The sequence below is a fragment of the Leisingera sp. ANG49 genome, assembly GCF_059694505.1.
In genome coordinates this window covers 180,553-202,628 of the sequence record NZ_JCATZN010000006.1, presented here as the reverse complement: position 1 = coordinate 202,628, position 22,076 = coordinate 180,553, and the positions used below count along the sequence as shown (strand labels likewise).

Below are 22,076 nucleotides of genomic sequence, written 5' to 3'. Positions count from 1 at the left end.
CGACGCAAACACCCCCTCCCCCTTCCATGATGGCGAAAAGGAAATGCAGCGCCGCACCGGCAAGCGCGAGATGATGGAGACCTTCGGCCGCAGGGTGATCCGCTCATTCATGCCGGACCAGCACCGGCTGTTCTATGCCCAGCTGCCTTTCCTGGCAGTTGGCGCCGTGGACAGCGAAGGCTGGCCCTGGGCAAGCCTGCTGAGCGGCCCGCCCGGTTTTGCCGCCTCACCGGACTCGCAGCACTTGGATATCGCGCTGCAGCCTGACACCCGCGATCCGGTGCAGGCCGCGATCCGCGAGGGCGCCGCGCTTGGGATGCTTGGTATCGAACTGCACAGCCGCCGCCGAAACCGGGTCAACGGGCGGGTGTCTGCGGCCGGCCCCAATGGCTTTATCCTGCGCGTCGACCAGTCCTTCGGCAATTGCCCGCAGTACATCCAGTTGCGCGGGCTTGAACCCGCCAAACAGCACGCCCCCGCGCAGCCTCAGCACTTCACCGGCTTCGACAGCAGCCATACCGCGCTGATCGCCGGGGCCGACATGTTCTTTGTCGCCAGCCACATCCCCGCCGCCAGCCGCCCGGAACGCGAAGGCGTCGATGTCTCGCACCGCGGCGGGCGGCCCGGCTTTGTCCGCATCGACGGCAACAGCCTGACGATCCCAGACTTCCCGGGCAACAACCACTTCAACACGCTGGGGAATTTCCTGCTGAACCCGCGCGCGGGCCTGGTGTTCCCGGACTTCACCACCGGCAGCCTGCTGCTACTGACCGGCACCGTCGAGCTGCTGGATGAAACACACCCGGAGGTCACCGCCTTCCACGGCGCTGAGCGCGGCTGGCGGTTCACCCTGCACAAGGGCACCTGGCTGGAAGGCATCCTGCCCCTGCGCGCCGAACGCGGTGCCTTTTCGCCCAATACGCTGATGACCGACACCTGGGCAGAGGCCGAGGCCCGCGCCAAGCTGGAGGAACAGCGCAATGCCTGGCGCCCCTACCGGGTTGTACGGACGGAGATGGAAAGCACCGTGATCCGCTCCTTCTACCTGGAGCCGGAGGATAGCGGCCCGCTGCTACCCTCCGAGGCTGGCCAGTTCCTGACCATCCGCATCACGCCGCCTGGCGCGGCAAAGCCGCTGGTGCGGACCTACACCGTGTCCTCCGCCCCCGGCGAGGGCCATTACCGCATCTCGGTCAAGCGCGAGGAGGCCGGCACCGTATCCCGCCACTTGCACGCCCACCTGCAAACCGGCGCGGTAATCGAGGCCAAGGCGCCGCGCGGCGGGTTCTTCCTGGACACCACAGCGGACCGCCCGGCGGTTCTGATCGCCGGCGGCGTCGGCATCACCCCGATGATCGCCATGGCGCGCCACGCGCTACGCGAGGGGGTCCGCACCCGGCAGATGCGCCCGCTGACCATCCTGCACGCGGCCCGCACCACTCAGGAACGCGCCTTTGCCCGCGAATTCCGCAATCTGGAGCAAACCTGCGGCGGGCAGATCCGCTATGTCTCGCTGATCAGCACCCCTGCCGCGGGAGAGGCGGAAGGCCGGGACTTCGACCACGCTGGCCGCCTCAGCGCCGGCGTCCTGCAGCAGGTGCTGCCGCAGGAGGACGCCGATATCTACCTCTGCGGCCCGGGCGGTTTCATGCAGGCGGCCTATAACGGCCTGCTGGGCCTTGGGGTCAAGGACACAGATATCCATGCCGAGGCCTTCGGGCCTTCCGCACTACAACGCGCCACAGACGCACCGAGCCTCCGGGACGCGGTACCCGAAGCAGACTCCGCCATCGTCCGCTTCAGGAAATCCGGGTTTGAGCAGCCCTGGACCCCGGCGGGCGGCACCCTGCTGGAGCTGGCCGAAAGCCACGGGCTGACGCCGGAATTCAGCTGCCGCAGTGGCAATTGCGGCAGCTGCGCCACCCGGCTTCTTGCAGGTAAACTCGCCTACCGCACCCCGCCCTCCGCCGCGCCCGAGGACGGAGACGCGCTCATCTGCTGTGCGGTCCCGGCAACAGACACGATCGAGCTGGATCTCTGACCCTGCCCTGCTCCTGATACCACCGCGCAAGTTTACTCTGGACAAGTGTGTCCAGGATCGCCGATGAATTGGACAGCAATGTCCAAAGGGCAGATTCGGGGGCCTCCCCGCTGGCCCGGCGGTGTCAGACAGGGAGCAAAGCCATGAAGTCGCACTATCGTGCAGTTGTCATCGGGGGCGGCGTTGTCGGCACCTCCGTTCTCTATCACCTGGCCAAGTTCGGCTGGACCGACGTCTGCCTGATCGAGCGTTCGGTTCTGACCGCCGGATCCAGCTGGCACGCCGCGGGCGGCTTTCACGCGCTGAACGCGGATCCCAACATCGCCAGCTTGCAGGCCTATACCATCGACCTACTGTCCGAAATCGAACAGGAATCCGGCCAATCCGTCGGCATGCACATGACCGGCGGCATGACGCTGGCGGGCACCCCGGACCGCTGGGAATGGCTGCAGTCAGCCTATCGCACCTTCCAGTCGATCGGCATCGACGACTGCCGCCTGATCACACCGCAGGAGGCAGGAGAGCTCTGCCCGATCATGTCCACCGAGGGCATCCTCGGCGGCATGTGGGCCGACCGCGAGGGCTATGTCGACACCACCGGCACCGTCCACGCCTATGCCGGCGCCGCCAAGAAACGCGGCGCCGAGGTGATCGAGCACAACCGCGTGCTGGAGCTGCACCAGGTGGAGGGCGGCTGGCAGGTCGTCACTGAGAAGGGAACCATCCACGCCGAACATGTGGTCAACGCCGCAGGCCTCTGGGCCAAACAGGTGGGCCGCATGGCGGGCATTGAACTGCCCGTCTCGCCCTTGAACCACCACTACCTGATCTCCGACACCATCCCCGAGCTGGAACAGCTCGACTTCGAGGTGCCGATGACCGTGGACCTCGAAGGCTTCACCTATATGCGCCAGGACCAGAAGGGCATCCTCTTGGGCATCTACGAGATCGACCACGAGCACTGGATGATGGACGGCGCGCCCTGGGAATACGGGTTCGAGCTGCAGCAGGAGGACCCCGACCGGATCGAGCGCGAACTGACCCTCGGCTTCGAACGCTACCCGGCGCTGCAGACCACCGGTGTGAAAACCTGGGTCAACGGCGCCTTCACCTTTGCCCCCGACGGCAACCCGCTGGTCGGCCCGGTGCGCGGCAAGCCCGGCTACTGGTGCGCCTGCGGTGTGATGGCGGGCTTCCTGCAGGGCGGCGGCGTCGGCAAATCTCTGGCCGAATGGATGATCCACGGCGAGCCGGAGGCCGATGTATTCGGCATGGACGTGGCCCGTTTCGGCGACTACGCCCAGAACAAGCGCTTCATCAAGGAAACCACCGGCCAGTTCTACACCCGCCGCTTCGTGATGACCTACCCGAACGAGCAGCTGCCCGCAGGCCGCCCACTGAAGAAAGCCCCCGCCTACTCGGACATGACCCGCGCAGGCTGCCGCTGGGGCGCCAGCTACGGGCTGGAAGTCCCGCTCTATTTTGCCCCGTCGGAAGACTTCACCGAAACCCCGACCCTGAAACGCTCCAACGCCTTTGAAATCGTCGCAGAGGAATGCAAGGCCGTGCGCGAGGCCGTGGGCCTCCTGGACATCTCCGCCTTCTCCCGGTTTGAGGTCTCAGGCGCCGGCGCCGAAGCCTGGCTCAACCGCGTCATGGCCTCGAAACTCCCCGCCCCGGGCCGTGCCAAACTGGCGCCGATGCTGTCGCCCGAAGGCCGTCTCAAGGGCGATCTAACCGTGTTCAACTGGGGGGATGGCACCTGGTGGATCATGGGCAGCTATTACCTGCGCGAATGGCACATGCGCTGGTTCCAGGACCACATGGGCGACGGCGTCGAGGTGCGCGACGTGACCGACGCCATCACCGGCTTCAGCCTCTCCGGCCCGAACAGCCGCAAGGTACTGGAAAAGCTGACAGACGGCCCCATCGCGGACCTCTCCTTCATGGGCTGCGGCACCTTCGACATCGGGATGCTGCGCCTCAAGGTCGGCCGCCTCTCGGTCGCCGGTGAACTGGGCTTTGAGCTCCATTGCTCCGCCGCCGAGCACATCACCCTGCGCGAGACCCTGCTGGAGGCAGGCGCCGACCTCGGCATCCGCGAATACGGTTTCAACGCGCTGCTATCGCTGCGGCTGGAGAAAAGCTTCGGCATCTGGAGCGCGGAATTCACCCAAGGCTACACCGCAGCGCAAACCGGCATGGACCGCTGGATCGACTGGGACAAGGACTTCATCGGCCGCGGCGCAGCGCTGAAGGAACGTGACGCAGGCGGCCCGGAACAAGCCGTGGTGACATTGGAGGTGGACGCCACGGATGCCGACGCCAGCGGCTACGAACCGGTCTGGCAGGGCGAAACCCGTGTCGGCTTTGTCACTTCCGGCGGCTATGGCCACACCACGGGCAAGTCGCTCGCCATGGCGATGGTGGACCGCAATGCCGCTGCCGAAGGCACAGACCTGACCGTCCACATCGTGGGCCAGGAACGCGCCGCCCGCGTGATTGCGCCCTCCCACTACGACCCGTCCGGCAAAGCGATGAGAGGCTGACACGATGACCATCGAAAACGAAGGCAATGCCCGCGGACGCCGGCGGCGCAGCCGCGGGGCCGAGGCCGCCCCGGCCCCGCAGCGCAAGGCGAACTACCGTCAGCTAAAGAACCCCTTCCCGCTGATGGAGGTCTTCCCGGCGTATCAGATCGCGGACATGCATGAAACCGCGCTGAAGATGCTCGAGGAACTGGGCATGAAGGTGCTGCTGCCGGAGGCCCGCAAGATCTACGCCAAGGGCGGCGCCCGCGTCGATGAAGACAGCGAAATGGTCTATATCGGCCGCGACGTGGTGGAGGCGGCGCTGGCCTCTGCCCCCCGCTCGATCACTTGCCGCGCCGGGGCACGGGACCGCGATATCACGCTGGAGCTGGGCAGCCTGGTGTTCCAGGCCGGCGCTGGCGCCCCCAATGCCACCGATCTGGAACGCGGCCGCCGCCCCGGCTCAGCCCGGGATTACCTGGAATACCTGCAGCTCACCCATCACTTCGACATCTTCCACATGATCTCCCCCCAGGTGGAGCCGCAGGACGTCCCCATCCACCTGCGCCATTATTTCACCACCGAGGCGCAGATGACCCGGACCGACAAGTTCCCCTTCATCTTTTCGCGCGGCACGCCGCAGGTGATGGACTGCTTCGAGATGATCCGCGATTTTCGCGGGTTGTCGGACGCTGATTTCCGGTCTGAGCCGCGCTGCTACACCATCATCAACACCAACAGCCCCCGCACGCTGGACATTCCGATGGCGCAAGGTCTGATCGACTTTGCACGGCACGGCCAGGTCTCGATCATCACGCCGTTCACCCTGATGGGGGCGATGGCGCCAATCACCGTGGCCGGCGCCATCACCCTCAGCCATGCCGAGGTGCTGGCGGCGCTGACCCTGACTCAGCTGACAAACCCCGGCGCGCCGGTGTGTTATGGGACTTTCACCTCCAATGTCGACATGAAGTCCGGCGCCCCGGCCTTCGGCACGCCTGCGCATTTCCAGGCGTCGCTGGCGGCAGGCCAGCTGGCACGCTTCCTCGGCCTGCCCTGGAGGTCAGCGGCGGGGTCAGCCTCGAACACCAACGACGTACAAGCAGCCAATGAGAACCAGATGGGCCTCTGGGGCTGCCTGATGGCCGGCGCCACCGTGATCATCCACTCGGCCGGCTGGCTGGAAGGCGGGCTTTCGGTTTCATACGAGAAACTGGTCACCGACGCCGAAATCCTGAACATGATTGCCGAGCTTTGCGCAGGCGCCCAAGCCGGAACGGACGAAATCGGCTACGCCAGCGCGCTGGCACAGGTGGAGCCGCAGGGTCATTTCTTTGCCGCCCCCCAGACCATGGAACGCTACAGCACCGAGTTCTATGAGCCGGTGGTGCATGACTACGCCAATTTCGGCACCTGGACCGAACGCGGTGCCCTGGACGCCAACCAGCGCGCCACCCGGGTCTGGAAGGATATCCTGGCACATGATAACCGCCCGGCAACGGATGAAACCTGCGCTGAAGCGTTGCAAGCCTTCATCGCCAAGCGCACCGCAGAAGGCGGCGCCCCGCCGGAGAGCTGACATGGCCAGACGCGCCGCCCCGGTGCTGCACCGGGACAACCCCGAGAAGGAACCCCTCAGCGGCCATGTGAAGGTCACGCCGGAGGACTGGCTGAACGTGGCCCGCGACCTGCTGGTGAGCGAAGGGGTGGCCGGGGTCAAGGTGCTGGCGATCGGCGAACGGCTCGGCGTCTCGCGCTCCAGCTTCTACTGGTACTTCAAAAGCCGCAAACATCTGCTGGAGGCGCTGCTAGACGATTGGGAGGCGCGCAATACCGCGCCCATACTCGACCACTGCGAACTGCCCGCCGCCAATATCTCCTGGGCGGTCTGCAATTTCTTCCGCTGTTTTGTCGACCCGGACCTGTTCGACGCATCCCTGGACTTCGCGGTCCGCGAATGGTCGCGCCGCGACGGCAAGGTGCGCAACCGGTTCGACGCGGCGGATGCGCAAAGGCTGCAGGCGGTGACGGCGATGTTCGAGCGCCACGGCTACTCCGCCTACGAGGCGGAGGCCCGCGCCCGGATCCTCTACTTCATGCAGTGCGGTTACCACGCACTGGAGGTGCGCGAGCCGATGCAGGCCCGCACCGCCCGGCTGGAGGGCTATCTGCTGGGCTTCACCGGCGTTGAGCCGGACCAAAAGGCGGTGGCCGCTGCCCGTGCCTTTGCCGAAAGCAAGATGACCCCCTGATATGCTTACGGCGTAGGCCGGAGCAAGGGGCCGGCCCGCCGCGCTCGCGGCCGCAAACGCCAGATGCACGCCGAGGGGACGCAGACGGCAGCATACCCGGAAAACGTCATCAGGCTGACGCTGCTTCCATGCACAATTTCTGCACAAAAGCCTCCTGAAATCTGCGGACACGGCACGCCAAAGCTGCAAGTGCTGCAGTCATCCTGCCAGGCAAAGAAACTTGCAGGCAGGAGACAGGACATGAGGCAGGAACTGATTATTCACGGTGTGCCCGACAGCATCAGGCTGGACGCGTGGTGGCTGGAAGCGGCTGGCGGGCCGCCGCAGGCTCAGCCCCGCCGCCACGAAGGCGGCGGGCCATTGTTTGCCTCACTGCGGGCACGTCACGCAATACCGCTTCTGGCATCGCTGGTCGCAATTGCCGACTGGCTGTTCTGGGAACAGCCTGCGGGCATCTCGATCGCGGTCTTTGCGCTGATACTCTCTGCTGCCGTCATGGCGATGAAACCGCGGCGGCCAACGGCCCGGGAATGGGCCGGGGCGGCAGGTTTTGCTGTGCTCAGTAACCTGCCTGCCGCCATTGAGCTGCAGTTCCTGTCGGTTCTGCTCAGCCTCGGCGGCCTGATCTGCCTGACGGCCTGGGCGGTCTACGGCCCAGCCGTCAGCGAGCGAGTGGCGCTGCGCACCGCCCTGCGGCTGCCAACCATCGGCGCCGTGCTGCTGCTGCGCGATGCCGTCCGCGCCATGCCTGCCACGGACCTCGGCTCAGGCGCCCGCCGCCAGGTGACAGCGATGGCGCTGCCGCTGCTCATGGGCGCGGTCTTCCTGATGCTTCTGGCTGCCGCCAACCCGGTGCTGGAGGAGCTTCTGGCAGAGCTGGACCCGGGCCGCCTGTTCGAGCTGGAATTCTGGCTGCGGCTCCTGTTCTGGACCGTGACGGCGGCGCTGCTGTGGCCCTGCCTCAACCTCAGCGGGACATGGCTGGGCAGTTCAACACCGCCCGTCTCCGCGCAGAAGGCAGCCCCCAGCCGGGCCGCCTTTCTGATCAACCCGGTCTCGGTGCGCAATTCGCTGGTGCTGTTTAACCTGCTGTTTCTGGTCCAGACAGTGATGGACCTTGGCATCCTGACCGGCGGCGTGTCCTTGCCTGAAGGGATGAGTTATGCCTCCTACGCCCACCGCGGTTCCTACCCGCTGGTGGTGACGGCGCTGCTGGCCGGTGTATTCACGCTGGTGACGCGCAACATGACCGGCGCCGACCGCAGCTTGCGCGCCCTGGTCTACCTCTGGCTGGCGCAGAACATGTTCCTGGTGCTGACCGCCGCCATCCGGCTGCACCATTATATCGGGGCCTATGCGCTGACTTACCTGCGGATTGCTGCCTTCATCTGGATGGCGCTGGTGCTGGCGGGGCTGGTGCTGACCGTGGTCCAGATCCATCGCGGCCACGGAAATGCCTGGCTGCTGCGCCGCTGCTTTGCCGCCCTTGCAGGAACCCTCTACATCTGCGGCTTCGTGAACTTCGCCGAAGTCATCGCCCGCTACAACCTGACCCATGGCAGCACGCTGGTGAAACAGGACAGCTATTACATCTGCAGCCTCGGCGCCGGTGCCTACCCCGCTGTCCATGCCTTTGAAACCGAAACCGGACAGCAGGTCTGCGGCAGCGCAATGCACTATGACCTGTACAAGAACACCATCACCAACTGGCGCGAATGGGGCTTTCGGAGGTGGCGGATCCAAGCCTATTATCAGCAGCAGAATTGAAGGACCCCATTTGATGCCAGCCCGCATTCTAGTTGTCGATGACGATCCCGATATCCTTGAGGTGACCGGCTTCGCGGTGGAAAAGGCTGGGTATGAGACCGTATTTGCCAGCGACGGCCTCGCCGCGCTGAACGCAAGCCGGGAGGCAAACCCCGACCTGATCGTGCTGGACATCGGCCTGCCGGAAAAAGACGGGCTGGAGGTCTGCCGCGAGATCCGCAAATCCTCCGACGTGCCGATCCTGTTCCTCACTGCCCGCGATGACGAGATCGACCGCATCGTCGGGCTGGAGCTGGGCGCCGACGACTATCTGACCAAACCCTTCTCCCCGCGCGAACTGGTGGCCCGGATCAAGGCGATCCTGAAACGCAGCGCCCCTGCTGCCCCGGCGCAGCCCGAACTGGTGCTGACGCAGGGCAGCCTTCATCTGGATGCGGACCGCCACCTGTGCCGCTTCGCCGCCGCGCCGGTGCCCCTGACCGGGTCGGAGTTCCGGCTGCTGGCAACCCTGATGGCCCGCCCTGACCGCGTGTTGTCGCGGGCGCAGCTGGTGGATGCTCTTTACGGCTACAACATCCATGTCTCCGACCGCACCATCGACAGCCATATCCGCAACATCCGCGCCAAGCTCGCGCAGGTAGGCTGCGCCGAGGGGATCGTGACCGTCCACGGCGTCGGCCTCAGGATGGGCGCATGCACCCCAGCCTGAACCGCAACGGGATGACCCGCAAATGGCGGCCGCGGCTCTGGGCGGTGGTGCTCCTGGTGCTGGCGCTGGTCCTGTGCCTGCCCTTTGCCGGGCTGATCCTGTTCCGCTTCTACGACAGCCAGCTGGTGCAGCAGACCGAGGAAAGCCTGCTGACCCAGGCCGCGGTGATGTCAGCGGCCTATGCTGAGCTTTATGCAGGCGCGGCTGGCACCGAACCGCCCCGCGTGCGCGCCGTCTCCGGCGAACACGCGGTGTTTCCGTCGCTGTCGGTCAACAGCGAAACCGTGCTGCCGCCCCGCCCCGACGCAAAACCGCTCTCTGGTCCTGCGGGCGCCCCCTACCGCAAAATCGCTACTCCGCTGACCCGCATCGCCAATGCGGCGCAGGCGCAGACGCTGGCCGGCTACCGGTTCCTGGATGCCCGCGGCAACGTCTTTGCAGGCACCGCCGAAACCGGCACGTTCCTGGGCCATGTTGAAGAGGTGCAGGACGCACTGGCAGGCGAAACCGTCTCAGTTGCGCGCACCCGCCTGCGCGCGGATGCGCCGCCCGCGCTCTACACACTCAGCCGCGGCGCCCGGGTGCGCGTGTTCGTGGCGATGCCGGTTTTTGTTGACCAGACCCTGATCGGGGCGGTCTACCTCAGCCGCACCCCGAACCACATCTTCCGCTTTCTCTATGGCGAGCGCTTCAACCTCGCCAAAGCCGCGGGTTTTGTTGCCCTGTCCACCATGCTCATCGGCTACGTGTTCTGGCGTTTCATCACCCGCCCGATCCAACTGCTGATCCAGCGCAGCCAACTGGCAGGCCACGGCAACCAAACGTGGGAGCCGCCGGACCAGCTTGGCACCCGCGAGATCGAGGATCTGAGCCACAGCTTCCAGTCGCTGACCGGCCGCCTGCAAAACAAGCAGGACGCGCTGAAGACCTACACCGCCCATGTCACGCATGAGCTGAAATCGCCTCTCACCGCCCTGAAAGGCGCGGCAGAGCTGCTGCGCGACGACGATCTGCCCCCGGCACAGAAACACCGGCTGCTGGATACCGTGGACAAGGGCGGCAAACGCATGGAGGACCTGCTGGCCAACATGCGCGCCTTCAGCCTGGCCGATCAAAGCGCGATGGCAGGAAGCTGCTGCCTGAACGAAATCCATCCGCAGATGTCACAGGCCTTCCCGGCCCTTGCCGTCAAAGTAGAGAACGGCACCCTGCCGCTGCCGCTGGAAACGCGCACCCTTCAGATTATCCTGACCCACCTGCTGGAAAACGCGCAGCAGCATGGCGCAACCGGGGTCGTGCTGACCGCCTGTCAGGACGGCACCGCCACCTGTCTTCAGATCGCAGACGACGGCCCCGGCATCAGCGCAGGCAATGCAGACAAGATCCTGCAGCCCTTCTTCACCACCCGGCGGGACAGCGGCGGCACCGGCATGGGCCTCAACATCGTCAAGGCAACGGCAGAGGCCCTTGGCGGCACCCTGAATGTAGTCCCCTCCGGCCTCGGCGCCTGTTTCCGGCTGACCTTCCGCTGAAAACAGCCGGGCCGCCCAGCAGCAGGCGGCCCGGTTCAGCGCATCAAAGACGTGTCAGACCTGCCCCGGCAGCCACAGCACAATCGCCGGGAAGGCCACCAGCAGCGCGATTGTCACCGCATCGGCGATGAAGAACGGCGTCACCCCTTTGAACACGTCCTGCACGCTCAGGTCATCGCGCACGCCCGCAACCACAAAGCAGTTGAGGCCGATTGGCGGGGTGATCAGGCAGAACTCAGCCATCTTGACCACTAGGATACCGAACCAGATCGCGCACATCGGGCCGGACATGCCAAAGGTGCTGTCCGCTGCCGAAACCGCCTCACCGCCGTTCAGCGCCATCACCGCTGGGTAAACCACCGGCAGCGTCAAAAGCAGCATCCCGATTGCATCCATGAACATGCCCAAGACCGCATAAGCCAGCAGAATACAGATCAGGATCAGCATCGGGCTCATGGTCAGCGAGGTGATCCAATCGGCAAAGGCACCCGGCAGGTCTGCGAACCCCAGGAACCGCACATAGATCAGCACCCCCCAGATGATTGTGAAGATCATCACGCTCAGCTTGGCGGTCTCCAGCAGCGCATCCTTCAATTCCCTCCAGCGCATGCCGTGGCGCAGCGCCATCAGGAACACCACAAACGCCCCGATGGCCCCGCCCTCGGTCGGGGTGCCCCAGGCGTCGCCGCCAAAGGGGTTGTAGACAAAGAAGATGATGGTCACGACGACAAACACAATGGGCAATGCAGGCGGCAGGGCCGCAAACCGCTGGCGCCAGGTGAAGCCGGTGACGCGGGGCCCGAAGTCCTTGATCACCATCGCCATGCCGATGATCAGCAGGCCATAGATCACTGCGGAGAACGCACCGGGGATGAATCCTGCCAGCAGCAGCTTACCCACATCCTGTTCAACGATGATCGCATAGATCACCAGAATGGCCGAGGGCGGGATCAGAGACGCCAGCGTGCCGCCCGCCGCCACCACCCCGGCGGCAAAGCGCTTGTTATAGCCGATCTTGAGCATCTCGGGGATGGCGATGCGGGCAAAGACGGCGGAGGTGGCCACCGAGGCGCCGGACACCGCAGCAAACCCTGCGGTGGCAAAGACAGTGGACACCGCCAGCCCGCCCGGAACCCAGGCCATCCAGCGCTTGGCAGCCTCGAACAGCGCCCGGGTGAGGCCCGCATAATAGGCAAGGTAACCAATCAGGATGAAGGTCGGTATGAGGCTCAGCGCCTGGCTGGACACTTTGGAATGCGGCACTTGCCCTGCGGTCTTGACGGCAATGGTCAGCGCCTTGCCAAAACGCGCAGGGTCATAGCCGAACTTGGCCCAGAAGATCCAGATGAGGCCGATCATCCCCGCGGCGGCGGCAGCAAAGGCCACCCGCATGCCCAGGATTACCATCACCAGCAGCCCGGCTGAGACGATCAGCCCAATTTCAATCGGTTCCATGTCGAAATTCCTCAGCTGTCGTGGCCGGAGACGTGACCCGCCTCCATCGCGGCCTGGGTGGCGGCATCGGCGATCATCGGGACAGCGACGGGGGTATCCGTGCCGCTGCGCAGGGCACGGCCATAGGCCCAGAGCTGCAGCAAAAGGCGCAGGCACAGCACGCTGAACGCCACCGGCGCCAGCAGTTTCGCAGGCCAGAGCGGCAGTGAGATGTCCATCGAACTGTCGGCGCTCCACCAGGGCGCGGCAAAGTCGAAACTGCGCTGGAAATGCGCCCAGCTGCCCCAAACCATCAGCAGCATCAGGATCAGCACGGTTGCAGTGGTCAGAAACTCGGCCAGATACAGCGCCCGGCCTCTGAGGGCGCCCACCAGCATGTCCATGCGGATATGGCCGCCGTCGCGCTGGGTAAAGGAAATGCCCATGAAAGCAATCAGCGGCATTGCCTGCTCGATCCAGTCCACGTAACCCGGCAGCGGGCTGTTGAACAAATTGCGCCCGCCGACTGAGCCGACGGCAAGCAGCATCAGGGAAAAAACCGCCAGGCCGCTGAGCAGGGCAAGGGGCTTTTCCAGGCGGTAAATTTTCTGGTCAAGCGCGCTGAGACGGCTGCCGTCTGTCAGCACGAGGGATGAGCCGGCCATAGCGGGACTCCATCAGTTTTACGGGAGAAAAAAGACGCCCCGCAGCGTGCGGCTGCGGGGCGCGGCAGGGTCAATTGCCTTCGGCGATCAGGCCTGTCACCAGGTCGTAAAGTTCCTGCGCAGGCAGGCCGCGGGCGGCGTTTTCCTCGATCCAGGCCTGGGCCGCAGGTGCGGCGGCGGCCTCCTTGAACGCGGCGATTTCCGCATCCGAAAAGGTTACCAGCTCAATGCGGGCCGCATCCAGCGTAGGCTCCCAGGTGTCCAGAGAGTTGAACTTGTAGAAGTCCACGTAATGGGCTAGCGCCTCATCTACCGAGCCCAGCAGCGCTGCGCGGTGTTCATCGGACAGGCTGTCCAGCGCATCGGCGTTCACCACCACAGGGCAGTTCACCGTGCCGGGGTTCAGGTTGGTGGTCCACCAGGTGCCGTTTTCGATGGTGCCAAAGGACATATGCGCGTGCGGCGCAAAGGCCACCGCCTTGACGATACCGCTGTCCATCGCCTGGCGCACCTCGGTGGCCGACATCGAGGTGGGCACCGCACCGACAGCTTCCATTGCCTTGCCGATACCGCCGGTTGCGCGCACGGTCAGCCCCTCAAAGTCCTTCAGCGTGCCAGGCACATCACCGGTGCCGACCAGGTTGTACTGCGGCAGCGGCGAGGGCATCAGCAGGGTCGCGTTCCAGCGGGCCAGATCCTTCTGCACCGCCGGATGCTGGTAGACGGCTTGCGAAACGGCAATTTCCTGCTGCAGCGAGGTCACGCCCAGAAACGGCAGCTCCAGCACGGTGATCGTGGGGTTCTTGTCGCGGTGGTAGCCAGCGCAGAACTGCGCCATCTCGAAGGCGCCGATGGAGATGCCGTCGAGGTTTTCCTTGTTCTTGCTGAGGCCGCCATAGCTGATGTTCAGGGTAAATTCGCCACCGGTCTTCTCGGAGACCAGATCAGCCAGTTTCTCGACGTGTTCGGTAAAGGCCCGGCGCTTGCCCCACAGCGAGACATTCCATTCGGTGGCCAGGGCTTCGGTGCCAAAGGCGGCGGTGAGGGCGGCCAGCGCGGCCCCCTTAAGATAAGTGCGCATCAGTGCTCCTCCCAGATGCATGCGGAAATGATTGGGGGAGTATCCGGGACGGCGGGCGGCCTGCCTATGAAGGAAACCGCGCGGCATCTGCGAGCGGCCCTGCGGATTTCCGCAGGGCACGCGGACACGGACCGGGACCCTAGAGAAGGGCGTCCTTGTCGAGGCCCAGTTTGACAATCTTTTCGTTCAGCGTACGGCGGCCGATCCCCAGCGCCTCGGCGGCGGCATCCATGCGGCCTTCGTGGGCCTTCACCGCCTTGCCGATCAGTTCGCGCTCAAACGCAGCCACCGCTTCACGCAGAGTGTCCGGAACGTCGTCCGGGTGCTGGTCCAGGCGGATCGCCTCAGCCATGGTACCGCCGCCGCGGCGCGCCGCCAGCACCCGGCGTTCGCACACGCTGCGCAGCTCGCGCACATTTCCCGGCCAATCATGCGCCAGCAGCGCGGTCAGGTCGTCCTGAGAGATATCGGGCACGGCAGTTTCGTAAAGCCGCGAGAATTCTTCAAGGAAATGCGCCGCCAGCAGCATCAGGTCATCGCGGCGCTGGCGCAGCGGCGGCAGGGTCAGCACCATGGTATTCAGGCGGAACAGCAGGTCTTTGCGCAGGCGGTTCTCCTGCACCGCCAATTCAACATCCTCATTGGTGGCGGAGACCACGCGGAAGCTGACCGGCACCGGCAACTGGCCGCCTGCGGGCAGGATCTGCTTGTCTTCGATTACCCGCAGCAGCTTGGCCTGCACTTCCAGCGGACAGGAACAGACCTCATCCAGAAACAGCGTGCCCCCTGAAGCCGCCAGCAGCCGCCCGCCGGTTCCATCCTCGGTTCCGAACATCTCCGCCTCAAAGGTGGCGGGCGACAGCGCAGCGCAGTTCAGCGCCAGAAACGGCGCATCGGCGTTCGGCCCCAGATCATGCAATGCGCGGGCGACCAGCTCCTTGCCGGTGCCGGTCTCGCCTTCGATCAGAACCGTGGTGCCGGTCTCCGCAAGATCCAGGATATCCTGCCGCAGCTGCACCACCGGCGCCGACTGTCCCAGCAGCACCCGGTCCAGCCCCGAAAGCGCAAACAGCCGCGCCTTCAGCCGCGCGTTGCTTTGCTGCATCCGGTGCTGTTCGGCCGCGTGGCGCAGGATCGCCAGCAGACGGCGCGGCTCATAAGGTTTCTCGACAAAGCTGTAGGCCCCGTCCTGCATCGCCTTCACTGCCATCGGAATGTCGCCATGGGCGGAAATCAGCACCAGCGGCGGCGCGGCGGGATCCAGCGCGGCCAGCAGATCCAGCCCGGACATGCCGGGCATCCGCACGTCCGACAGGATGACATCGGGCTGAAGCTCCGCCAGCCGCTCCAGCCCCGCCGCCGCCCTTGCCGCCGCGGTAACCTGCCAGCCCGCGGCCTCCAGCAGTTCCGCCACCGACTGGCGCATCGCCTTGTCATCGTCAATGACCAGGATGCTGAAGGGCCTGGCGCTGCTCATGGCCGTTTTTCCTCCGCTGGCAGGACCGGAAACGCGACCCGGAACACGGCGCCGCCCGCGTCCCTGTTGCGGGCAATCATGGTCCCGCCGTGATCCTGCACGATACCGGCGGAGATCGCCAAGCCCAAGCCCAAGCCCATGCCGCGGCCGCTTTCGCGGGTAGTGACAAAAGGTTCCTGCAAATCAGCCAGCGTGGCTTCGCCCAGGCCATGGCCGTTGTCCTTGATGTCGAACCAGACCTCCCCGTCAGCGGCGCCGGTGCGGGCCTCGATCAGCGGCGCCGAGCTGTCCTCGCTGGCATCGATGGCATTCCGCAACAGGTTGGTCATCACCTGCTCGATCCTCAGGCGGCTGCCCAGCACGCTGACCAGGCCGAGGCACAGATCCAGCCGCAGCTCCGCGCCCGCTTCCTCCAGATTGGGGGCAACCAGCGCGGCAGAGGCCCGCATCGCCGCGTTCAGGTCAACCGCGGTCTGCGCCTCCGCATCAGGCGTCGCGAAAAACTTGAGCTGCCGGGTGATCCCCTCCATCCGGTCCACCAGCGCGCCGATCCTGTCTGGCAGCGCAGCGGAGTTGTCCGGAGCGATTTCGGCGGCAACCAGATGGTTCTTCATGGCCGCAATCGGCTGGCCCAGCTCATGCGTCACCGATGCGGCCAGCCTGCCCAGGGCTGCCAGACGGCTGGCGCGCTCCAGCTCGTCCTGGGTGCGTTTCAGCCGCCGCTCCGCGGTGCGGCGGTCTTCGATCTCGCTCGCCAGCATCTCGTTTGCGCGGCGCAGCTGCGCTTCCTCACGTTCGGACCGCGCCAGCGCGGCGCTGATCCGGCGCGCCCGCTGGACCTGAAACAGGATCAGCGCCAGACCCGCTGCAAACCCAACCAGCGAGGTGACCAGCCAGCTGCGCGCCACCGCCCGGCCGTCGCTGGCGAAATAATGCAGCGTCCAGCCGTGCGGCGGGATCTTTGCCGTCAGGTGAATTTGCTCCCGGCCGGCGATCTCGGCGCGCGGCCCCTCGCCCGTCTGCCACACCAGCGCCTCCAGCGGCTGGCCCGGAAACTGCCGCGCCGCCTTGATCCGCTGCCGCTGGTCTTCCGACAGCGGCGCCAGTACCCGGTACCGCCACGCAGGGTCGGAGGCCAGCAGCACGACACCGTCCTCATTGGCCAGCAAAACCTGCTCGCCCGAACTGTTCCAGCTCCGCTCCAGCGGCTGGAAGCCGATCTTGATCGCAATGACGCCGGCAAGCGCGCCATCCCTGCCGCGCACGGCATCGGCGATGAAATACCCCGGCAGGCCGGTGGTCGCGCCAATGGCATAGAACCGTCCCTGTTCGCCCCGCAAAGCCTGCTGAAAATAGGGGCGGAATGCGTAGTTCTGCCCGACAAAGCTGCCAGGCTCGCGGAAGTTGGAGGCGGCGATGGCAACCCCGCTCATATCCATCAGATAGATCGCATCCAGCCCCGCCCTGGCGGCAAAATCCTCCAGCCGCAGGTTCAACGCGCCGGTGTCCTTGCCGCTGGCCGCGTCAATGACCGCGGCATCCCGCGCCAGCACATGGGTCAGGTGGGAGAACCGCTCAAGCTCAGCAACGACGGAGCTTTGGTAAAGCGACAGCGGCCCTTCGGCCTGTGAAACCTCTTCTGACTGAAAATAGGCGCTGGACACCCTGAACACGCCGGCCGCAACGGCAAGAGTCACCACGGCGGATATCAGAAACGGGATCAGGCGCATTCCCGTCGATAGGCCGGGAAAACCCGCGATGGCAAGATATTAGTGGAAATCCGCCGCTGGCGCTGAATCCGCGGGGCAGGAGTTGCTCGCCGCGGGGCTTCACGGAAGGGTGGGTGCCAGCCTCTGCAGCAGGAAGTCCATCAGGCACCGCACCTTGGGCGTCAGCACGTTGGAGCGGGGATAGATCAGCCACAGGACAGAGGCATCATCCTGCTGCCAGCCGGGCAGCACCTGCACCAGGCGGCCCGCCGTGATCTCATGCGCAACGCTCCACAGCGAGTTCACCGACAGGCCGCAGCCGGCAAGCGTGGCCGCCCGCTGCGATGCTCCGTCGTCCAGGATCGTGCGGCACATCATCCGGGCGGGGTCCAGCACCGCCCGCTCTCTGCCGCTATGGATCAACTGCCTCGGGGCGGTATTGGCCCAAGACAGGAAGTCGTGGCCTTGCAGTTCGTCCGGTGTCTGCGGTGTTCCGCGGCGTGCCAGATACTCCGGCGCGGCACACAGGATCCGCGTGTCATTGGCCAGTTTGCGGCCGCGCAGGCTGCTGTCCTGCAACGGCGCATTGCGCAGCGCCAGGTCAAAGCTGCCTTCGATCAGGTCGAACCGCGTGTCCGACAGGCGCAGATCCAGCGTGATCTGCGGGTATAGCGCATGAAACGCGGGCAGCAGCGGCATGATGTGCAGCTGGGCAAAGCTGCTCGGTGCCGCAAACCGCAGGGTGCCGGACGGCTCCGCCGCGTTCAGCCCGAGCGCCGCGCGCGCCGCCTCCGACTGGGCAACAATCTCCCGCGCATAGGGCAGAAAGGCCTCGCCCTCCTGCGACAGCGACACCTTGCGCGTCGTGCGGTGCAGCAGCTCTGCACCCAGTTCATGCTCCAGCTTCGCCAGCCGGGCGCTGGCCATCGCCGGTGCCAGCCCCAGGCTGCGCCCGGCGGCAGAGATATTCAACCGCTCGGCGGCGGCGATGAACAGGCGCAGGCAATCGGTATCCATTCGTCCCTCATTATGTCGAAATCACGAATTCTGAACTCTGATATGACCCGTTTATTCTGAAATTCAAAGGCGTATCTCTGCTGCCAAGCGACAAATCAAAGGAATGCACAGATGAAAGCAATCGGATACACCCGGACCGGCCCGGTGGATGGCAGCGGCGCCCTGCAGGAGGTGGAGCTGGACCAGCCCCAGCCCGGCCCGCGTGACCTTGTGGTCGCGGTCAAGGGCATCTCGGTCAACCCGGTGGACGTGAAACTGCGCGCCGCCCGTGCACCAGAGGGCGGCCCGGGCATCCTCGGCTTTGACGCCGCCGGGGTGGTGACCGCCACCGGGACTGACGTCACCGGCTACAAGGTCGGGGACGAGGTGTTCTATGCCGGCGACGTGACCCGCCCCGGCAGCAATGCGGCGTTCCAGGCCGTTGATGAACGTATCGTTGGCCGCAAGCCCGCCTCGCTGGACTTCACCGGGGCCGCGGGAATGCCGCTGACGTCGATCACCGCCTGGGAAATGCTGTTCGACAGCTTCCGCCTGACCGAAGGCGGCGGCGCAGGGCAGAGCCTGCTGGTCATCGGCGGGGCCGGCGGCGTCGGTTCGATCCTGATCCAGCTGGCCAAACGGCTGACCGGTCTGACGGTGATCGCCACCGCCTCCCGCCCCGAAACCCGGGACTGGGTCCGCAAGATGGGCGCCGATCACGTCGTCGATCACCGGGGAAATCTGGCAGAACAGCTGCGCGGCCTGGGACTGGCGCCGGAGTATGTAGCTGCCCTGACCGCCACTGGCCAGCACTGGCCCGCCATCGTCGAGCTGATTGCCCCGCGCGGCCACATCGCCCTGATCGACGACCCGCAGGATCTCGACATCACACCCGCCAAACCCAAGGCGCTCAGCATCTCGTGGGAGTTCATGTTCACCCACTCCATGTTCGCCACGTCCGATATCGGCGCGCAGCGCGATCTGCTGAACCGCGTCTCCGCCATGCTGGACGCGGGCGAGCTCATCCCGACCGTGACAGAATGCGCCGATGCGCTCACCCCTGAGACCCTCGCCGAGGCCCACAAACGGCAGGAAAGCGGCCGCGTCATCGGCAAGCAGGTGCTGCCGGGCCTGTCTGCCTGACCTCACGCCGCTACATTGGAGCGGCGGGCATACAATGTGCTGCCCGCCATTGACAGGGGACATTCCATGACCAAGACCATTCTCATCACCGGCGCAACCGATGGCCTGGGCCGCGCCACGGCTGAGGCGCTGGCCGGACAGGGCCACAGCCTCATCCTTCACGGCCGCAACAAAAGCAAGCTGGAGGCCGCCGCGCAGGAGCTGCGCGAGACAAACCCAACGGTGGCAACCGTGCAGGCCGATCTGTCCGCCCTGGACCAAGCGGCGGCAATGGCCCGGCAGGTCATTGCAAACCACCCCGCCATCGACGTGCTGATCAACAACGCCGGCGTGTTCAAAACCGCGCAGACCGTCTCCCCCGGCGGCTTCGACGTGCGGTTTGCCGTCAACACCTTCGCCCCTGCGCTGCTGACGCAGAGGCTTCTTCCCGTCATTCCCGGGAATGGCCGCATCATCCACCTGTCCTCTGCCGCGCAGGCGCCTGTCGACCTGGACGCGATGGCAAGCGGCAGCCACCTGCAAGCGATGGAGGCCTACGCCCAAAGCAAGCTTGCCGTCACCCTCTGGAGCCAGCATTTCGCGTCCGAGCGCCCCCAAGGCCCGGTCTCCATCGCCGTCAATCCCGGCTCGCTGCTGGCCACGCGGATGGTGCGCGAGGGCTTTGGCACCTCCGGCAATGACCTCAACATCGGCGTTGATATCCTGACCCGGGCCGCCCTCTCCGAAGACTTCGCAGACGTCTCCGGGCGCTACTATGACAATGACGCCGGACATCTTGCACCGCTGTACCCCGCGGAAGATGCCAGGGCCGTCAGCGCAGGCGTGGACCGGATTTTGCAACAGCTTCCACTGGACTGACCGTCAACGCATCAGGCGCCGGGACGGGTTTCCGGACCGTGTGCCGGCTCCCCCGGCGTCTCTTTGCGAACCGCGGCACGCCGCCGGCCGCTCCAGCCTTGCCCTTCGCACCCGAGGCTGGACAACTTCTGCGCCTCTGCCGCACTATCCGGGAACAATTAACCTGCGCCGCGCGGAACCGTTCCGGGCGGCGGCACGTTGCCTCTTGGGACAGCTCACTGCAATCCGCACTGCGGCTCCCGAGGATGTGACCGCCCCACGGCTGCAAGTTCCGCCGCAATGGCGCAGTCTTGAGTGGCAAAAAACCAGGCCCGCACCGCCCGGCCTCAGAGGAGCGAAGGAAAACATGTACCAGATATCCAGCACCGTCCTGGCGCTGCTCGAAATCCTGTCCTACGCCTTCATCTTTGCCATCGGCGCCGGCCTCCTGTGGCTGATTGCGATCTACATCCGCGACAAGACCCAGACCGCCAGCACCCTGCGGCGCAACTACCCGGTGATCGCCCGCTTCCGCTACCTGTTCGAGCATCTGGGCGAATTCTTCCGGCAGTATTTCTTTGCGCTGGACCGCGAGGAAATGCCGTTCAACCGCGCCGAACGCTCCTGGGTCTACCGCGCCGCCAAGAACGTGGATTCCACCGTCGCCTTCGGCTCCACCCGCGACCTGCGCCCGGCCGGAACCGTCTATTTCGCCAACGCCCCCTTCCCGGACCTGGAACACGGCGCTGCCCCGCCCGCCGCCGTCACCATCGGCCCCAATGCGCGCACGCCCTACACCACATCGTCGATCTTTAACATCTCCGGCATGAGCTTCGGCGCCATTTCGGTTCCGGCCGTCCGCGCCTTGTCGCGCGGCGCCAAGAAGGCGGGCATCTGGCTCAACACCGGCGAGGGCGGGCTGTCGCCCTACCACTTGGAGGGCGGCTGCGACATCGTGTTCCAGATCGGCACCGGCAAGTTCGGCGTGCGCAAGCCCGAAGGCGGCTTTGACGAAGAGAAGCTCCGCGCCGTCGCCGCCCATGAAACCGTCCGCATGTTCGAGCTGAAGCTCAGCCAGGGCGCCAAGCCCGGCAAGGGCGGCATCCTGCCCGGCGCCAAGGTGACCGAAGAAATCGCCGCCATCCGCGGCCTGACGCCCGGCGAAGACGCGATCAGCCCCAACCGGCACCCGGAGGCCGCCACCGTGGGCGAGCTGCTGGACATGATCGCCTATGTCCGCGAGGTGACGGGCAAGCCGGTGGGCTTCAAGGCGGTGCTGGGCGCCTATGGCTTCCTCGACGGGCTCTGCCAGGAGATCCTCGCCCGCGGCGAGGCCAGCGCCCCCGATTTCATCACCATCGACAGCGCCGACGGCGGCACCGGCGCCGCCCCGATGAGCCTGATTGACAACATGGGCATGCCCTTGCGCGAAAGCCTGCCGCTGGCGGTGGATGTCCTCACCCGCTACGGGCTGCGCCAGCGCATCAAGGTCTGCGTCAGCGGCAAGCTGATCAACCCGTCAGAGGCCGCCTGGGCCTTCTGCGCCGGCGCCGATTTCGTGGTCTCCGCCCGCGGCTTCATGTTTGCGCTCGGCTGCATCCAGGCCCTGCAGTGCAACAAGAACACCTGCCCCACCGGCATCACCACCCATGACCCCAAGCTGCAATTCGGCCTCGACCCCATGAGCAAGGCCAACCGCGTCGCCTCCTACGCCAAAAACATGGTCAAGGAGGCCACCATCATCGCCCATAGCTGCGGCGTCACGGAACCGCGGCTGCTGCGGCGCTACCACGCGCGGATCGTGCTCGATAACGGCCGGTCGGCCTCGATGGCTGAGCTGTACCCGGAACAGGCCCAGCAGTACGCAGCGCAATGACCCGCCCCGATCCGGGCAGCAAAGGA

The 22,076-nt window shown here is 65.7% G+C and carries 16 protein-coding genes; 10 read left to right on the top strand and 6 right to left on the bottom strand.

The features are described 5' to 3' along the window. The 7 genes from AC58NV_RS19235 to AC58NV_RS19205 all read left to right on the top strand — a co-directional run. Positions 1-2,041: 2Fe-2S iron-sulfur cluster-binding protein (locus AC58NV_RS19235; protein ID WP_497228565.1), on the top strand; the 2,041-nt coding region annotated here is incomplete at its 5' end. 143 nt (positions 2,042-2,184) lie between these two features. Further along, the gene (locus tag AC58NV_RS19230) at positions 2,185-4,590 is read left to right on the top strand and encodes a GcvT family protein (RefSeq protein WP_497228564.1); all 2,406 of its coding nucleotides are present in this window, start codon (positions 2,185-2,187) and stop codon (positions 4,588-4,590) included. A gap of 4 nt (positions 4,591-4,594) precedes the next feature. Continuing rightward, positions 4,595-6,151, top strand: a complete 1,557-nt coding sequence (locus AC58NV_RS19225; protein ID WP_497228563.1) for a trimethylamine methyltransferase family protein — start codon at positions 4,595-4,597, stop codon at positions 6,149-6,151. Position 6,152: 1 nt separating this feature from the next. Next, the gene (locus tag AC58NV_RS19220) at positions 6,153-6,824 is read left to right on the top strand and encodes a TetR/AcrR family transcriptional regulator (RefSeq protein ID WP_497228562.1); all 672 of its coding nucleotides are present in this window, start codon (positions 6,153-6,155) and stop codon (positions 6,822-6,824) included. A 240-nt stretch (positions 6,825-7,064) separates the two neighbouring features. Then, entirely contained in the window at positions 7,065-8,591 is a 1,527-nt protein-coding gene (locus tag AC58NV_RS19215) for a DUF4153 domain-containing protein (RefSeq protein ID WP_497228561.1), read from the top strand. A 13-nt stretch (positions 8,592-8,604) separates the two neighbouring features. After that, a complete protein-coding gene (locus AC58NV_RS19210; protein WP_497228560.1) occupies positions 8,605-9,300 on the top strand; it encodes a response regulator in 696 nt (231 codons plus the stop codon). Beyond that, a complete protein-coding gene (locus tag AC58NV_RS19205) occupies positions 9,285-10,832 on the top strand; it encodes a sensor histidine kinase (RefSeq protein ID WP_497228559.1) in 1,548 nt (515 codons plus the stop codon). The genes AC58NV_RS19210 and AC58NV_RS19205 overlap by 16 nt, the downstream gene beginning before the upstream one ends. 54 nt (positions 10,833-10,886) lie before the next feature. On the opposite strand, the gene AC58NV_RS19200 is transcribed toward AC58NV_RS19205, so the two are convergent. From AC58NV_RS19200 to AC58NV_RS19175, 6 genes are all read right to left on the bottom strand, one after another. Next, positions 10,887-12,287 carry a TRAP transporter large permease gene (locus tag AC58NV_RS19200; protein WP_497228558.1) on the bottom strand — a complete coding sequence of 467 codons (1,401 nt, stop codon included), beginning with the start codon at positions 12,285-12,287 and terminating at the stop codon, positions 10,887-10,889. Between the two features lie 11 nt (positions 12,288-12,298). Continuing rightward, a complete protein-coding gene (locus AC58NV_RS19195; RefSeq protein WP_497228557.1) occupies positions 12,299-12,931 on the bottom strand; it encodes a TRAP transporter small permease subunit in 633 nt (210 codons plus the stop codon). Between the two features lie 70 nt (positions 12,932-13,001). Beyond that, on the bottom strand, positions 13,002-14,012 hold the full coding sequence (locus tag AC58NV_RS19190) for a C4-dicarboxylate TRAP transporter substrate-binding protein (RefSeq protein ID WP_497228556.1): 1,011 nt from the start codon (positions 14,010-14,012) through the stop codon (positions 13,002-13,004). A 139-nt stretch (positions 14,013-14,151) separates the two neighbouring features. After that, positions 14,152-15,489: a sigma-54-dependent transcriptional regulator gene (locus AC58NV_RS19185; RefSeq protein WP_497228555.1), complete on the bottom strand. Its 1,338-nt coding sequence runs from the start codon at positions 15,487-15,489 to the stop codon at positions 14,152-14,154. Further along, on the bottom strand, positions 15,486-17,189 hold the full coding sequence (locus AC58NV_RS19180) for a sensor histidine kinase (RefSeq protein WP_497228554.1): 1,704 nt from the start codon (positions 17,187-17,189) through the stop codon (positions 15,486-15,488). The genes AC58NV_RS19185 and AC58NV_RS19180 overlap by 4 nt, the downstream gene beginning before the upstream one ends. 129 nt (positions 17,190-17,318) lie before the next feature. Then, positions 17,319-18,215: a LysR family transcriptional regulator gene (locus AC58NV_RS19175; RefSeq protein ID WP_497228553.1), complete on the bottom strand. Its 897-nt coding sequence runs from the start codon at positions 18,213-18,215 to the stop codon at positions 17,319-17,321. A 111-nt stretch (positions 18,216-18,326) separates the two neighbouring features. Between AC58NV_RS19175 and AC58NV_RS19170 the strand changes: the two genes are divergently transcribed. The 3 genes from AC58NV_RS19170 to AC58NV_RS19160 all read left to right on the top strand — a co-directional run bounded on the left by AC58NV_RS19170 (position 18,327) and on the right by AC58NV_RS19160 (position 22,050). Then, on the top strand, positions 18,327-19,337 hold the full coding sequence (locus AC58NV_RS19170; protein WP_497228552.1) for a zinc-binding alcohol dehydrogenase family protein: 1,011 nt from the start codon (positions 18,327-18,329) through the stop codon (positions 19,335-19,337). A 66-nt stretch (positions 19,338-19,403) separates the two neighbouring features. Further along, positions 19,404-20,195 carry an SDR family NAD(P)-dependent oxidoreductase gene (locus tag AC58NV_RS19165; protein WP_497228551.1) on the top strand — a complete coding sequence of 264 codons (792 nt, stop codon included), beginning with the start codon at positions 19,404-19,406 and terminating at the stop codon, positions 20,193-20,195. A gap of 346 nt (positions 20,196-20,541) precedes the next feature. Beyond that, positions 20,542-22,050, top strand: a complete 1,509-nt coding sequence (locus AC58NV_RS19160) for an FMN-binding glutamate synthase family protein (protein ID WP_497228550.1) — start codon at positions 20,542-20,544, stop codon at positions 22,048-22,050. The last annotated feature ends 26 nt before the right edge of the window (positions 22,051-22,076 follow it).

Bases quoted from the DNA above. Each gene is read 5' to 3' on its own strand.
- AC58NV_RS19230 (WP_497228564.1), top strand. From the start codon at position 2,185: ATGAAGTCGCACTATCGTGCAGTTGTCATCGGGGGCGGCGTTGTCGGC.
- AC58NV_RS19225 (WP_497228563.1), top strand. From the start codon at position 4,595: ATGACCATCGAAAACGAAGGCAATGCCCGCGGACGCCGGCGGCGCAGC.
- AC58NV_RS19220 (WP_497228562.1), top strand. From the start codon at position 6,153: ATGGCCAGACGCGCCGCCCCGGTGCTGCACCGGGACAACCCCGAGAAG.
- AC58NV_RS19215 (WP_497228561.1), top strand. From the start codon at position 7,065: ATGAGGCAGGAACTGATTATTCACGGTGTGCCCGACAGCATCAGGCTG.
- AC58NV_RS19210 (WP_497228560.1), top strand. From the start codon at position 8,605: ATGCCAGCCCGCATTCTAGTTGTCGATGACGATCCCGATATCCTTGAG.
- AC58NV_RS19205 (WP_497228559.1), top strand. From the start codon at position 9,285: ATGCACCCCAGCCTGAACCGCAACGGGATGACCCGCAAATGGCGGCCG.
- AC58NV_RS19200 (WP_497228558.1), bottom strand. From the start codon at position 12,287: ATGGAACCGATTGAAATTGGGCTGATCGTCTCAGCCGGGCTGCTGGTG.
- AC58NV_RS19195 (WP_497228557.1), bottom strand. From the start codon at position 12,931: ATGGCCGGCTCATCCCTCGTGCTGACAGACGGCAGCCGTCTCAGCGCG.
- AC58NV_RS19190 (WP_497228556.1), bottom strand. From the start codon at position 14,012: ATGCGCACTTATCTTAAGGGGGCCGCGCTGGCCGCCCTCACCGCCGCC.
- AC58NV_RS19185 (WP_497228555.1), bottom strand. From the start codon at position 15,489: ATGAGCAGCGCCAGGCCCTTCAGCATCCTGGTCATTGACGATGACAAG.
- AC58NV_RS19175 (WP_497228553.1), bottom strand. From the start codon at position 18,215: ATGGATACCGATTGCCTGCGCCTGTTCATCGCCGCCGCCGAGCGGTTG.
- AC58NV_RS19170 (WP_497228552.1), top strand. From the start codon at position 18,327: ATGAAAGCAATCGGATACACCCGGACCGGCCCGGTGGATGGCAGCGGC.
- AC58NV_RS19165 (WP_497228551.1), top strand. From the start codon at position 19,404: ATGACCAAGACCATTCTCATCACCGGCGCAACCGATGGCCTGGGCCGC.
- AC58NV_RS19160 (WP_497228550.1), top strand. From the start codon at position 20,542: ATGTACCAGATATCCAGCACCGTCCTGGCGCTGCTCGAAATCCTGTCC.